This window comes from Duganella paludis (assembly GCF_054461335.1).
The window spans coordinates 3,852,675-3,867,041 of record NZ_CM136922.1 but is presented as its reverse complement, the minus strand read 5'-3'; the positions used below and the strand labels follow the sequence as shown (position 1 = coordinate 3,867,041).

The window sequence follows — 14,367 nt, the reverse complement described above, 5'->3', positions numbered from 1 at the left end:
CATGTTCAAATCCATTCTGTTACCCACCGACGGTTCCGACCTGTCGGACAAAGCCACCGCCATCGCCGTCGAATTCGCCCGCCTGCACCAGGCGCGCATCACCGCTGTCGCCGTGATCCAGCCCATGCTGCTGCCCACGCTAGGCGACGGCGGCGCCGTGCTGGAAGCCGGCGAGTACGAAACGCAGATGCAGGACGCCGCGCGCGCCCACATCGCCAAGGTGGCGGCGGCCGCCGCTGCGGGCGGCATTCCGTTCGAGGGAGTGATTGCGATGTCGGCCAAGCCGTCCGATGAAATCGTCAGCGCGGCCGAGAAATACGGGGCCGACCTGATCATGATGGCCTCGCACGGCCGCACCGGCCTGAGCAAGCTGTTAATGGGCAGCGAAACCCAAAGCGTGCTGGCGCACACCACGCTGCCCGTGCTGGTATTGCGTTAAAACTTTTTAGGCAGCAGCACCCAGACGCTGCCGCGCTGCTTCATGCGGCCGGCGTTTTCCGCCGCTTCCGCACCAAAGCCGAAGAAGTAGTCGACGCGGATGGCGCCACGGATGGCGCCGCCCGTGTCCTGCGCCATCACCAGCCGCTGCATGGGAATGTCGCTGTTCGGCTGGGTGGTGGCCAGGAACACCGGCGCGCCCTGCGGCAACTGGGTGGCGTCGATGGCGACCGAACGCTGCGGCGTCAACGGCACGCCCAGCGAGCCTTTCGGACCGACTTTCGGGTCCGGCAGGCGCTCTTCGCGGAAGAACACATAGCTCGGGTTCACATTGAACAGCTCCTGCATGCGCGTCGGATGACCGGAGATCCATGCCTTGATGCCCTGCGCGGACGCCTGCTCCAGCGTCAGCTCACCCTTCTCCACCAGGTATTTGCCGATCGATTTGTAGGGATGTCCATTCTGGTCGGCATAGGCCACGCGCACGGTTTCACCGGTTTCGCTCAGTTGCACGCGGCCCGAACCCTGCACCTGCAGGAAGAACGACTCCACCGGATCATCCACCCACAGCAGCTCCTTGCCGCTGAAGTTGGCCGCTTCGATATCGGCGCGGGTGGAGTAAGGCACCACCTTCTTGCCCACCAGCTTGCCGCGCAGGCGCATGTTCTTCAGTTCGGGATAGACGCTGCCTAAGTCGATGGTCAGCATGTCGTCCGGTACTTTATAGAGCGGCGTCTGGTACGCGCCACCCTTTTTGCGCGAGCCGTGCAGCAACGGCTCGTAATAGCCGGTGACCAGGCCTTCGGCGGCGCCGTCCGGTGCGATGACCTGCTGCGGCTCGAAGAAGGTCTCAAAGAAGGTGCGGATGGCGCCCTCGTCGCTGGCGTTGACGCTGCGGCCGATGGTGCAGACCTCTTTCCAAGTCGGCTGCTTGACCAGCACCGAGCACGAGGAGGTGAACGCCGGCCAGGCCGCACGCAGGTCGTCCTTGTCCCAGCCCGGCAGCGCGGCAAAGGTGGCCGGCACCATTTGCAGGGCGGCCGGCTTGGGCGGCTGGGCTGGCGAAGTCGGCGGCGTGGCCGGCGTCGGCGGCGCGGGAGGCTGTGACGGCGCCGGTGGCGCAGGCGCCTTGTCCGGCGGCAGCGGCGTGGTGGTGCAGGCGGCCAGCGCAAGCGCGAACGCAACGGCGCCCGTCGGAACGAGTAGACTACGGCGTGGAGATAACATAAAGGCTGAGTATGTGGATATTAATGGTGGAAGCGGGTGTGGCGTTCTTTTTGCTGGTCTTCATCGTCTGGTGGACCATGAAGGGCAAGAAATAATAAGAACAGCGAATTAGTGCAACGTGCGCGGCAGCGACAGCACGAATTCCGGGATCTTGACCTCGAACTGGTGGCCGTCCTCGGCCACGCAGAAGTATTCGCCCACCATCGAGCCCTGCTGGGTTTGCAGCGCGGCGCCGCTGGTGTACTCGAACTGCTCGCCCGGCTGCAGCAGCGGCTGGTGGCCGACCACGCCCAGCCCGCGCACTTGTTCGACGTGATTGTTGGCGTCCGTGATGACCCAATGGCGTGAAATCAGCTGCGCGGCCACCGCGCCGGTATTTTTGATCGTGATCGAGTACGTAAACACGAAATTCGTGCGCTCCGGGTCCGACTGTTCCGGCAGGTACTGGGTTCTGACCGACACGGTAAATTCATAATTCGACATCAACATTCCTCTAAAATGCAAGCTTGGCGATTGTATATCGCCAAACGCCCATTGCACCGCAAATCGGCCCCGTATGCAAGGACGACGCGCCTGAAAACGGGCGCAAGCATGCGGACCAGCGTAAAATAGCGCATCTTTTTCTACGCTAGCCCTACGCCATGACCACCTACCGCATCGCTCCCAGCATCCTCTCCGCCGACTTCGCCCGCCTGGGTGAAGAGGTCCGCAACGTCGTTACCGCCGGCGCGGACATCATCCACTTTGACGTGATGGACAACCATTATGTTCCCAACCTGACCATCGGCCCGCTGGTGTGCCAGGCGATCCGTCCGCACGTGGATGTGCCGATCGATGTGCACCTGATGGTCAAGCCGGTGGACCGCATCATCCCCGACTTCGCCAAGGCCGGCGCCAACATCATCACCTTCCACCCGGAAGCATCGGACCACATCGACCGCTCGCTGCAACTGATCCGCGACCACGGCTGCAAGGCCGGCCTGGTGTTCAACCCGGCCACTCCGCTGAGCTACCTGGAACACGTGATGGACAAGATCGACATGATCCTGATCATGTCGGTCAATCCGGGCTTCGGCGGCCAGTCCTTCATTCCGCAAGCGCTGAAGAAAATCGCCGAGGCGCGCCGCCTGATCGACGACTCCGGCCGCGACATCCTGCTGGAAGTGGACGGCGGCATCAAGATCGACAACATCGCCGCCGCCGCAGCCGCCGGCGCCGACACCTTTGTCGCCGGTTCGGCCATCTTCGGCCAGCCGGACTACAAGGCCGTGATCGACGCCATGCGCGCCAACCTGGCCAAGGTATAAGCCGATGAGCGTACTGGCAGGCGTGCGCGCCGCGATCATCGACCTTGACGGCACCATGCTGGACACGATTCCCGACTTCCACGTCGCGATCAACGGCATGCGCGCGGAACTGGGCCTGGGCCCGATCACGCAGGAGCAAATCGCCCTGATGGTCGGCAAAGGTTCGGAAAACCTGATCCGCTCCGTCCTGGCGCTGGATTGGGACGCGGACCGCATCGAGGCCGCGTTCGCGCAAGCGATGGACGCCTACCAGCGCCACTACCTGAGCATCAACGGCCAGCACAGCGCCCTCTACCCGGACGTGATCGCCGGCCTGACCGCGCTCAAGGCGCAAGGCCTGCGCCTGGCCTGCGTGACCAACAAGCCGATCGCCTTCACCACGCCGCTGCTCAAGCTCAAAGGCCTGGACGGTTTCTTCGAGGTGGTCTACGGCGGCGACTCGCTGCCGCGCAAGAAACCGGACCCTCTGCCGCTGCAAACCGTGTGCGCCGATTTCGGCCTGCAGCCGGCGCAGGTGGTGGCCATCGGCGACTCCTCGAACGACGCGCAAGCGGCGCGCGCGGCCGGTTGTCCGGTGCTGACGGTGCCATATGGTTATAACCACGGAGAGTCTATACACGAAACCGATTCCGATGGTATAGTAGCCACGCTGCTAGAAGCGGCTAGCCTGATCCGTTCGCGTAATTAACCATTAGCTGAACTAACCTGACCGAAATGTCTCTCACCAAAAAACACACCGTCAACCAAACAGGCTCGATTGAGGCCTGGCTTTGGCGACGCTGGCAATCCTGGCATAACTAAGCCGAATTGATTGCTGTCGTCCGCATTTTCATGCGCGACAGGTTTTTTGAACACACCACCGCCGGCACTCCCTCATTCCGGCGGCATGGAGAGAAGACATGACCGAACTCGAATTCAAATCGTTGGCCAACGACGGCTACAACCGCATCCCACTGATCGCGGAAGCCTTCGCCGACCTCGAAACCCCGCTGACCCTCTACCTGAAACTGGCGCAAACCCAGAATGCCGGCAAGAACACCTTCCTGCTGGAGTCGGTGGTGGGCGGCGAGCGTTTCGGCCGCTTCTCCTTCATCGGCCTGCCGGCCACCACGCTGCTGCGCACCTTCGGCAACCGCACGGAAATCGTCAAGAACGGCGCCGTGATCGAAACGCACGAAGGCAATCCGCTCGACTTCATCGAGACTTACCAGAAGCGTTTCAAGGTTGCCGTGCGTCCCGGCATGCCGCGCTTCTGCGGCGGCCTGGCCGGCTACTTCGGCTACGACACCGTGCGCCACATCGAGAAAACGCTGGCCCACACGCAGCCGAAGGATGACCTGAACCTGCCCGACATCCAGCTGATGGTGACCGAGGAACTGGCCGTCATCGATAACCTGAGCGGCAAGCTGTATCTGATCGTCTACGCCGACACCACGCAACCGGAATCGTATTCCAAAGCGCGCCAGCGCCTGAAAGACCTGCGCGTGATGCTGCGCCGTGGCGTTGAAGCGCCGGTCACCAGCGCCTCGGTGCGCACGGAAGCGGTGCGCGAATTCCCGAAAGAAGAGTACCTGAAGGCGGTCGCCAAGGCGCACGAATACGTGATGGCCGGCGACTTGATGCAGGTGCAGATCGGCCAGCGCATCCGCAAGCCTTACGTCGATTCGCCTTTGAGCCTGTACCGCGCGCTGCGTTCGCTGAACCCGTCGCCGTATATGTACTTCTACAATTTCGGCGACATGCAGATCGTCGGCGCTTCGCCGGAAATTTTGGTGCGCAACGAGACCCTGCCGGACGGCGAGAAGAAAGTCACGCTGCGCCCGATCGCCGGCACCCGTCCGCGCGGCGCCACGCCGGAACGTGACGTGGAACTGGCCAAGGAACTGCTAGCCGACCAGAAGGAAATCGCCGAACACGTGATGCTGATCGACCTGGCGCGCAATGACCTGGGCCGCATCTCCGAGATCGGCAGCGTCAAAGTGACCGACCGCCTGGTCATCGAAAAATACTCGCATGTGCAGCACATCGTCTCCAACGTCGAGGGCAAGCTGAAAGACGGCCTGTCCAACCTGGACGTGCTGCGCGCCACCTTCCCGGCCGGCACGCTGACCGGTGCACCGAAAGTGCGCGCCATGGAAGTCATCGACGAACTGGAAATCTCCAAGCGCGGCATCTACGGCGGCGCCTGCGGCTACCTGTCGTTCGGCGGCGAGATGGACGTGGCGATTGCGATCCGCACCGGCGTGATCAAGGACGGCAATCTGTACGTGCAGGCCGCCGCCGGCATCGTCGCCGACTCCATCGCCGAGATGGAATGGCAGGAAACTGAACACAAGGCGCGCGCCGTGCTGCGCGCCGCCGAGCAAGTGCAAGATGGCCTGGATGGGGAGTACTAATATGCTGCTAATGATCGACAACTACGACTCCTTCACCTACAACATCGTGCAGTACTTCGGCGAGCTGGGTGAAGACGTGCGCGTTTTCCGCAACGATGAAATCACCATCGCGGAGATCGAGGCGCTCAATCCGGACCACATCTGCATTTCGCCGGGACCGAAAGACCCGTCGCAGGCAGGCATTTCGATCGCGGTGCTCAAGCACTTCGCCGGCAAGAAGCCGATCCTGGGCGTGTGCCTTGGCCACCAGGCCATCGGCGAAGCGTTCGGCGGCAAGGTCATACGCGCCAAGCAGGTCATGCATGGCAAAACTTCTTTAATCGCGCATACGGGCGTGGGCGTCTTCAAAGACCTCCCGTCTCCCTTCACGGTGATCCGATATCACTCGTTGGCCATCGAGCGCAGCTCGCTGCCGTCCTGCCTGGAAGTGACGGCATGGACCGACGACGGTGAAATCATGGGCGTGCGGCACAAGGACTACGACATCGAGGGCGTGCAGTTCCACCCCGAGTCCATCCTGTCCGAACACGGCCATCAACTGTTGAAGAACTTTCTCGTCCGCTGATTAAAGAAGGAATAGCCATGCCTATCACCCATCAAGAAGCACTGCTGCGCTGCATCGAACACCGCGAAATCTTCCACGACGAGATGCTGCACCTGTTCCGCCAGATCATGTCGGGCGAAATGTCGCCGACCATGGTCGCGGCCCTGACCATGGGCCTGCGCGTGAAAAAAGAAACCATCGGCGAAATCGCCGCCGCCGCCACCGTGATGCGCGAGTTCTCCACCAAGGTGCCGATGGCCGACACCACCGGCCTGCTGGACATCGTCGGCACCGGCGGCGACGGCGCCCACACCTTCAACATCTCCACCACCGCGATGTTCGTGGCCGCAGCGGCGGGCGCGCGCGTGGCCAAGCACGGCGGCCGCAGTGTGTCGTCGTCGTCGGGCAGCGCGGACGTGATCGAATCGCTGGGCGCCAACATCAACCTGAAGCCGGAACAAATCGCGCAATCGATCGCGCAGACCGGCATCGGCTTCATGTTCGCACCGAACCACCACGCGGCCATGAAACACGTGGCGCCGGTGCGCCGCGAGCTGGGAGTGCGTTCCATCTTCAACATCCTGGGACCGCTGACCAATCCGGCCGGTGCGCCGAATATCCTGATGGGCGTGTTCCATGCGGACTTGGTCGGTATCCAGGTGCGCGTGCTGCAGCGCCTCGGTGCGCAGCACGCCATCGTGGTGTACGGCAAAGACAATATGGATGAAGTGTCGCTGGGCGCCTCCACCATGGTCGGTGAACTGATAGACGGCGAAATCCGCGAGTATGAAATCCACCCGGAGGATTTCGGCATGCAGATGATCGCCAGCCGCAACCTGCGCGTGGCCGATTCCACCGAATCGAAAGCGCGCATGATGGAAGCGCTGCGCGGCGAGCCGGGTGCGGCCTACGACATCGTCTCGCTGAATGCCGGCACGGCGCTGTACGCGGCCGGCGTGGCCAGCTCGATCGAGGATGGCCTGAAGCGCGCACGCGCCGCGATCCATTCCGGCGACGCGCTGCGCAAGATCGAGCAGTTCGTCGAAGTCACGCAAGTCCTCGGCCGGGGGAACTGAGCATGTTCGGCATTCACGACCTGACGCTGTTCATCATCTCGGGCCTGCTGTTGAATGTCATGCCCGGTCCCGACAATCTGCTCATCATGACGCGCAGCGCCACGCAAGGCTGGCGTGCCGGTTCGGCCGCCGCGCTGGGCATCGGCGCCGGCACCATGGTGCACGTGCTGGCGGCGGCATTGGGCCTGTCGGCCCTGCTGTCGACTTCCGCCACCGCCTTCACGGTGGTGAAGTGGGTGGGCGCCGCCTATATCGTCTACATGGGTATCGGCATGCTGCGCGCGAAGCTGCGCGAGGAAGACGACGCTTGCGCGGCGACACTCGTCGCGCAAGCGGCCAAGCCGCTGGCATGGCGCAAGATCTTCTTCCAGGGCTTCCTGACCAATGTACTGAATCCCAAGGTGGCGCTGTTCTTCCTGGCGTTTGTGCCGCAGTTTATTGCAGCCGATGCCGGCAGCAAGCCGCTGGCATTCATCATCCTGGGCACGATTTTTAATTTCAATGGCATGCTGTATTGCCACGGCCTGGCCATCTTCACCGCCTTTGCCAGCGCGCGCTTGAACATCAAGCCGCTGGTGTCGCTGTGGCTGAACCGCACCATGGGCGGCCTGTTCCTGGCCCTCGGCGTGCGCCTCGCCCTTTCGGAGCAACGTTAATGTCTGACATCCTGAACAAAATCCTGGCGGTGAAAGCCGACGAAGTGGCCGCCGCCAAGAAGTACCGCAGCTTGACCAGCCTGCGCGACGAGGTGGAGTCCAACGCCGAACTGCGCGCCGGCCTGCGCGGCTTTGAAGCCAGCCTGCGCGCCAAGATCGCCGCCGGCAAGGCTGGCGTCATCACCGAAATCAAAAAGGCCTCGCCGTCCAAAGGTGTGCTGCGCGCGGACTTCCGCCCTGCCGATATCGCCGCCAGCTACGAATCCAACGGCTCCGCGTGCCTGTCGGTGTTGACCGACGAGCAGTTCTTCCAGGGCTCCGTGGCCTACCTGCAGCAGGCGCGCGGCGCCTGCGCGCTGCCGGTGCTGCGCAAGGACTTCATGGTCGACATCTATCAGATCTACGAGGCACGCGCGATGGGAGCGGATGCGATCCTGCTTATCGTCTCGGCGCTCGATCACGGCCTGATGGCGGAAATGGAAGCCGTTGCCCAGGAATTGGGCATGGACGTGCTGGTGGAAACCCACGACGGCGACGAGCTGACCGCCGCCCTCAAGCTGAATACCAAACTGGTGGGCGTCAACAACCGCAATCTGCGGACCTTCGAAGTGTCGCTGGAAAATACGCTGGCCCTGCTGGACCGCATGCCGCCGGAGAAAATGGTTATCACCGAATCCGGCATCCTGACCCCGGCCGACGTCAAACGCATGCGCGACGCCAATGTGCACGCTTTCCTGGTCGGCGAGGCTTTCATGCGCGCCCAGGACCCGGGCGCCGAACTGGCCCGACTGTTCGACTAAGCCATCAATCCCGTACGCGCCGGCAGCGTCAGGCCGGCGTCCGGCGCGATCTCGTAACGGTCGCGCCCTCTTTCCTTAGCGCAATACAATGCCTTGTCCGCGCGGATCAGAACGCCTTCCAGGCTTTCGTCCGCGCTGGTTTGGCACGCCACGCCGAAACTGACGGTGTACGGCGGCACCTCGGTACGCGACGCGCGCAAGGCAGCCTGAATGCGTTCGGTAACATGCAGCGCCCGGTCCAATCCGGTGGCCGGCAGCAGCACGACAAATTCCTCGCCACCGAAACGGGCCACGTGATCCGACGCGCGCAGCGCTTTGGAAATAACCTGGGCCACATCGATTAATACCCGGTCGCCAACGGCGTGGCCGTGGCCGTCGTTAATCTTTTTAAAGTAATCGATATCGATACTCAGCATCGTCATGCAGGTGCATTCGCGGCGCATCAATGCGTGCTCCTTGGCGTAAATATCGGCAAAGCCGCGACGATTTAGAACTTCGGTCAGGGGATCGAGCGTGGAGCGGCGCTCCAGGGTGGTTTGCAGACGACGCGTGCACACCGTCATAAAGCCTACGGTCATCAGCAATATCATGAAATGGCCGACGGCCAGGTAAATACTGGGGAATGGGCCGGCGATCATCAGATTAACTTTAGCGCTGCCATATATGACGGCCAATAATCCGCGCGTTAAAACGACTGCGGATTGAATAATCATTAAAACGCCGAAAAACTGGGAGCTGGAATGGGTATCGCCGTATTTCCAGATAAGGAAAACCTGCCTGGAATAAAACACGAATGCAAGAAATGAGAAAGTGGCTACCCGTGCGCTGAAACTCGGCATCACCAGCAGCCAGAATATAATTCCCGCCACCGCCATGCCCCACACCAGATTGAATATCCACCAAGAGGGGCGCACGGCATAAAACCGCTCGGTGCCGATCATGGTTAATCCCACGCCCCAAATCAACAAGGAATTAGCGCAAATCGGCATGATCGGCGATAGATCACGCAGGCCGAATAATCCCGCACCAAGCACCAGCAATACCAGGCCCATCGCCCAATCGCGCAAGCCTTGAATCTCCTTGGGGAAATTCAGATGGGCGGAATACAGGACCACGCTCATCGCGGCGGCCATCAGCGTGCCCATCACTACAACGGTAAGAGGATCGAGCAAAGTCACTATATACGCCAGAATTGAGCTTTTACGTGCTAAAAATTAGCATAAGTGTAGCTTAAAAAAAAGCCGCGCCATAGGGGCGCGGCTGAATTATTGATAATTAATTATCTGCTGGCACTTGGTCGCAGCGGACCAGCCGGCTTTTTGGCCGAGGAATCGAGCGCCAAAGTAATTCCCGGAACACGGTCGCCTTGCAAGGTCAGATGAACGGTCATCAGTTCGTCACGGCGGAATGCGTGGACTTCCACCGTATCGCCCACCGCATAACGCGACAGCAGATTATCCAGATTGGTGGCGGTGACGCGCAGGCCATCGACGGCAATCAGAATATCGCCGGCCGATAATCCAGCCTGATGGGCAGCGCCATTTTCATGCACCGCCGACAGCTTGCAATCATTGCCATCCCGGCCGAGATTGGCATCGAAACTCGGTTTGGCCGATTTACGTTCGTCGCTATATTTAACGCCGAATGGGGCCAGCAATTTAGCCAACGGCAGATCTTCCGTGTCACGGATATATTTATCGAAGAATGCCTTGAATCGGCCACCGCTGATTTCATCAAATAATGCCTCGGCTTCGGCCGGCGTTACGCCACGGCCGCCACCATTATAAAAATCGCTGCCATAACGCTGCCACAATGCACGCATCACGTCATCCAGCGATTTCTTGCCGCCGGTTTTGGCGCGGATGCTTAAATCCAACGCCAGACCGATTAAAGAACCCTTGGTGTAATAGCTGATAATCGCATTCGGCGCATTTTCATCCTGGCGATAATATTTACCCCAGGCGTCGAAACTTGAATCGGCGACGCTTTGCTTGGTGCGACCACTGCCGCGCAATACGCTGCCGACGGTTTTACCCAGCAATTTGAAATACGCCGGTTCGGCGATCAGTCCCGCACGTACCAGCATTAAGTCGTCGTAATAACTGGTGAAACCTTCGAATAACCACAGCAGCGGCGAATAATTCTCGACCTGCAGGTTATATGGCGCAAAGGCGGCCGGCTTGATGCGCTTCACATTCCAGCTGTGGAAGTATTCATGGCTGCACAGGCCGAGGTATTGCAGGTAGCCGTCGCTGATCTCGGTGCTCTTGGCGGAGGTGGTCGGCAGGTCGCCACGGTTGCAGATCAGCGCGGTCGAGGCGCGGTGCTCCAGGCCACCGTAGCCGTCGCCCACCGCCATGGTCATGAACACATATCGGTCCATCGGCGCTTTTTTGGTCTTCGGTTCGAAGAAGGCTATCTGGGTTTCGCAGATTTTTTTCAGGTCGGCGCTCAGGCGGGCCAGGTCCAGGTTCGGCACGCGGCCGGTGATGACGATGTCGTGCGGCACACCGTGGGCCTTGAAGGTGGCCAGCGCAAAGTCGCCCTGCTCCACAGGGTGGTCGATCAGCTCATCGTAATTCGACGCGATGTAGGTGCCAAAACCATAACGTTTCGCTTTCAGCTCCGGCAGCGAGGTGGCCACGCGCCAGTTCTGCGCCGCTTCGTCGGCCGGCCGCTGGATGTCCACCACGTGCGGCCGTTCTTCCTGCCCGAGCACGCGCAGGAATACGCTGGTGCCGTTGAAAAAGCCGTGATGCTGGTCCAGGTGGGCGGCGCGTACCGACAGATCCCAGGCGTACACCTCGTAGTGGACGGTCAGCGGCGCACTGCGGTCGGCCAGCGGCGCGGCCTGCCACGAGTGCTTATCGAGCTTGGTCAGTTCGACCGGCTCGCTCCGGGATTCGGCGCGGATGCGCACAATATTGCGGGAAAACTCACGAATCATGTAACTGCCCGGGATCCACGCCGGCAACGCGAAAATCTGGCCGCCTTCGGCCGGTGCGGCCACCGTGACCGAAACATGGAACAAGTGCGCGGCCAGATCATGGCCGGCGATGGTGTAGGCGATAGAAGGGAGAGTTTTGCTCGGTTTTTTCATCATAAATCCTGTTATAGATCGCTCGGCGTGTCGATGTCGCGCACCACGCCTTCATCGTCGACCGCCACTTCGCTGACAGCGTGGCTTTTTAAAATCGCGCGCGCTCCCTGGTCTCCTTCCAGCGCCAGCAGCAACGGCAGGTGATAGAAACTGAAGGCGACCGGATTGCCGCGCCGCCCTGCAAACACCGGTGCGGCGATGCGGGCGCCACGCTCTATTGTAGCGACCAGGGCGCGCATGGTGTCGGGCCGCACGCGCGGCATGTCGCCCAGGCCGATCAGCCACCCTTCGGCGCCCCTGGTGTGTTCGATGGCGGTGATCAGCGATTCGGCCATGCCCAGGTCCGCATCGACGCAGACGCGCACTTCGCAACCGAGACGGCCCAGCAGCGCGGCGACCTTGTCGTCGCCCTCGCGCACCACAGCCACCACGCGGGGCAGCACGGCCAGCATATTCCTGGCGCTGGCGGCAACGACGATCTCGCCGTCCGCCATGGTTTGAAGCAGTTTGTTTTGTACGCCGGACGGGTCGAAGCGTCGACCGCGTCCGGCTGCGAGCAGGATGCCGGTTAAAGCCATCCGCTTGATTACGCCTTGGCGCTGGCCAGGTCGAACGGCAGTTTGCGCAGGCGCTTGCCGGTCAACTTGAACAGGGCATTGGCGAAGGCCGGCGCCAGCGGCGGCAGGCCCGGTTCGCCCATGCCGGTAGGCGGATCGTTCGACGGCACGATGTGAACGTCGATCTTCGGCATGTCGGTCATGCGCGCCACGGTGTAGTCGCTGAAGTTCTGCTGCTCCACCACGCCGTCCTTCAGCGTGATGGCGGCGCCCGGCAAGGTCATGCCGAGGCCCATCAGCGCCGCGCCCTGGATCTGCGCTTCGATGGTCAAGGGATTGACAGCCGTGTTGCAGTGGACGCCGGCCGTGACCTTGTGCAGCTTGGGCTGGCCATTCTTCACCGAGGCCACCACCACATAGGCGATCACGGTATTGAATGATTCATGCACCGCCACGCCGTAGGCCTGGCCTTTCGGCAGCGCCTTCTTGCCGTAGCCGGATTTGGCCACGGCCAGGTCCAGCGCGGCCATGTGGCGCTTGCCCTTCTCGCCCATCAGCTTTTTGCGGTAGGCCACCGGATCCATCTTGGCCGCGTGCGCGGCTTCGTCGATCAGGGTTTCCATCACAAAGGCGGTGTGGGTCGAGCCGACGGAACGCCACCACAGCACCGGCACATTGGCCTTGACCGAGTGTGCGCTCAGATTCAGCGGTACTTCATACGGCTCGCCCATGCCTTCGACCATGGTGGCGTCGACGCCGTCCTTGACCATCATCGGCTCGAACGGCGTGCCGGTGACGATGGATTGGCCGACAATGACGTGATCCCACGCCACGATCTCGCCCTTGGCATCGATGCCGATGTCGGCGCGGTGCACGTGCGACGGACGGTAGTAGCCGCCCTTGATGTCGTCCTCGCGGCTCCAGACGACTTTAATCGGCTCCTTGTGGCCTGCGGCCTGCCACACCTTGGCGATGTTGACCGCTTCCACCAGATAGTCGGAGGTCGGCACCGCGCGGCGGCCGAAACCGCCACCGGCCATCATCGTATTCAGCGTCACCTGCTCCGGCTTCAAACCGGCGGTGGCGGCGATCGCGCCCTGGTCCACGGTCTGGAACTGCGAGCCGGCCCACACGGTGCAACCGTCCTTGCGCAGGTCGACCACGCAGTTCAACGGCTCCATCGGCGCGTGCGCCAGATAAGGGAATTCATAGACGGCCGAGATTTTCTTCGCCGCGCCGGCCAGCTTGGACGTGTCGGCCTTGCGCACGGGATTCCCCGGCTTTTGCGCCAGCGCCTTGTACTCGGCCAGCTGCTTGTCGCTGCTGACTTTCTCGACGGCGCTGGTGTCCCAATCGATGGCCAGCGCTTCGCGGCCGCTCTTGGCCGGCCAGTAACCGTCGGCGATCACCACCACGCCGCTGCCGCCACGGTCGGTCTTCACTTCCAGCACGTCGATCAAGCCCTTGATGGCCTTGGCCTTGCTGGCGTCGAACTTGGCCACTTTGGCGCCGAACACCGGCGGACGCGCCACCACGGCGACCTTGCTATCGGGCGCCTTGAAGTCGATGCCGAACTGCTGCTTGCCGCTGGACTTGGCGCGCGCATCGAGCCGCTTGACCGGCTTGCCGATGATGGTGAAGTCCTTCGGGTCCTTCAGCTTGACGGTGGCGGGCACCGGCTGCTTCATGGCTGCATCGGCCAGCGAACCGTAAGTGGCCCGCTGCCCCGCAGGTCCGATCAGTGTGCTCTTGACGGCTTTGATCTGGTCGGCCGGAACCTTCCATTGTTCGGCCGCCGCCGCGATCAGCATCATGCGCGCCCTGGCGCCGATTTCGCGGTACTGGATGAACGAATGCGCCACGCTGCCCGAGCCGCCGGTGATCTGGATGCCGAACAGCGGGTCCTTGTACTGATCACCTGCCGGCGCCAGCGCGCCGTCCACCAGCGACCAATCGGCCTCCAGCTCTTCGGCGATCAGCATCGGCAGCGAAGTCTGCACGCCCTGCCCGAACTCCAGGCGATTGACCTGCACCGTCACGCGGTTGTCCGGCGCAATCCGCAGGAAGGCGTTGGGCTGGTGCACCGTGGCCGGCGCCTGCTGCGCATTGGCGAAACGGCCGGCGCCGGGCAGGAAGAAGCCCAGCACCAGACCACCGCCGGCCACTGCGCCGGTTTTCATGAAGCTGCGGCGCGACAGGCCGGAGGCGGATGCGGACGCGCTCACCATCGCGCCTTGATTAAACCATTCGATACGCATGGTGTTTT

14 protein-coding genes are annotated in these 14,367 nt (G+C 62.0%); 8 read left to right on the top strand and 6 right to left on the bottom strand.

Features of this window, described 5'->3' with window-relative positions:
- Position 1: 1 nt before the first annotated feature.
- Entirely contained in the window at positions 2–439 is a 438-nt protein-coding gene (locus ACXZ1M_RS17090) for a universal stress protein (protein ID WP_459048862.1), read from the top strand.
- Here ACXZ1M_RS17090 and mltA read toward each other — a convergent pair.
- Together mltA and apaG are read right to left on the bottom strand one after the other, a co-directional pair.
- Positions 436–1,665, bottom strand: coding sequence for a murein transglycosylase A (gene mltA / locus ACXZ1M_RS17085; RefSeq protein WP_459048861.1), 1,230 nt, complete (start codon positions 1,663–1,665; stop codon positions 436–438). The two genes, ACXZ1M_RS17090 and mltA, sit on opposite strands and share 4 nt — an antisense overlap.
- Positions 1,666–1,773: 108 nt before the next feature.
- The gene (gene apaG / locus ACXZ1M_RS17080) at positions 1,774–2,148 is read right to left on the bottom strand and encodes a Co2+/Mg2+ efflux protein ApaG (RefSeq protein WP_459048860.1); all 375 of its coding nucleotides are present in this window, start codon (positions 2,146–2,148) and stop codon (positions 1,774–1,776) included.
- Between the two features lie 158 nt (positions 2,149–2,306).
- Between apaG and rpe the strand changes: the two genes are divergently transcribed.
- From rpe to trpC, 7 genes are all read left to right on the top strand, one after another.
- A complete protein-coding gene (gene rpe, locus ACXZ1M_RS17075; RefSeq protein WP_459048859.1) occupies positions 2,307–2,972 on the top strand; it encodes a ribulose-phosphate 3-epimerase in 666 nt (221 codons plus the stop codon).
- Between the two features lie 4 nt (positions 2,973–2,976).
- Positions 2,977–3,660: a phosphoglycolate phosphatase gene (locus tag ACXZ1M_RS17070; protein WP_459048858.1), complete on the top strand. Its 684-nt coding sequence runs from the start codon at positions 2,977–2,979 to the stop codon at positions 3,658–3,660.
- A gap of 211 nt (positions 3,661–3,871) precedes the next feature.
- On the top strand, positions 3,872–5,368 hold the full coding sequence (gene trpE, locus ACXZ1M_RS17065) for an anthranilate synthase component I (RefSeq protein WP_459048857.1): 1,497 nt from the start codon (positions 3,872–3,874) through the stop codon (positions 5,366–5,368).
- Position 5,369: 1 nt separating this feature from the next.
- A complete protein-coding gene (locus ACXZ1M_RS17060; protein WP_459048856.1) occupies positions 5,370–5,933 on the top strand; it encodes an anthranilate synthase component II in 564 nt (187 codons plus the stop codon).
- Positions 5,934–5,950: 17 nt separating this feature from the next.
- Positions 5,951–6,988, top strand: a complete 1,038-nt coding sequence (gene trpD / locus ACXZ1M_RS17055) for an anthranilate phosphoribosyltransferase (RefSeq protein ID WP_459048855.1) — start codon at positions 5,951–5,953, stop codon at positions 6,986–6,988.
- Between the two features lie 2 nt (positions 6,989–6,990).
- Positions 6,991–7,644 (top strand): LysE family translocator, encoded by a 654-nt coding sequence (locus ACXZ1M_RS17050; RefSeq protein WP_459048854.1) that lies wholly within the window; start codon positions 6,991–6,993, stop codon positions 7,642–7,644.
- The gene (gene trpC, locus ACXZ1M_RS17045) at positions 7,644–8,444 is read left to right on the top strand and encodes an indole-3-glycerol phosphate synthase TrpC (protein ID WP_459048853.1); all 801 of its coding nucleotides are present in this window, start codon (positions 7,644–7,646) and stop codon (positions 8,442–8,444) included. The genes ACXZ1M_RS17050 and trpC overlap by 1 nt, the downstream gene beginning before the upstream one ends.
- Here the strand turns inward: trpC and ACXZ1M_RS17040 are convergent.
- The 4 genes from ACXZ1M_RS17040 to ACXZ1M_RS17025 all read right to left on the bottom strand — a co-directional run bounded on the left by ACXZ1M_RS17040 (position 8,441) and on the right by ACXZ1M_RS17025 (position 14,359).
- Positions 8,441–9,622, bottom strand: coding sequence for a GGDEF domain-containing protein (locus ACXZ1M_RS17040; RefSeq protein WP_459048852.1), 1,182 nt, complete (start codon positions 9,620–9,622; stop codon positions 8,441–8,443). The genes trpC and ACXZ1M_RS17040 overlap by 4 nt on opposite strands.
- Positions 9,623–9,723: 101 nt before the next feature.
- Entirely contained in the window at positions 9,724–11,544 is a 1,821-nt protein-coding gene (locus ACXZ1M_RS17035) for a M61 family metallopeptidase (RefSeq protein ID WP_459048851.1), read from the bottom strand.
- Positions 11,545–11,555: 11 nt separating this feature from the next.
- Positions 11,556–12,122, bottom strand: coding sequence for a nucleotidyltransferase family protein (locus ACXZ1M_RS17030; protein WP_459048850.1), 567 nt, complete (start codon positions 12,120–12,122; stop codon positions 11,556–11,558).
- Positions 12,123–12,130: 8 nt separating this feature from the next.
- Positions 12,131–14,359 (bottom strand): xanthine dehydrogenase family protein molybdopterin-binding subunit, encoded by a 2,229-nt coding sequence (locus ACXZ1M_RS17025; protein WP_459048849.1) that lies wholly within the window; start codon positions 14,357–14,359, stop codon positions 12,131–12,133.
- Positions 14,360–14,367: the final 8 nt, after the last annotated feature.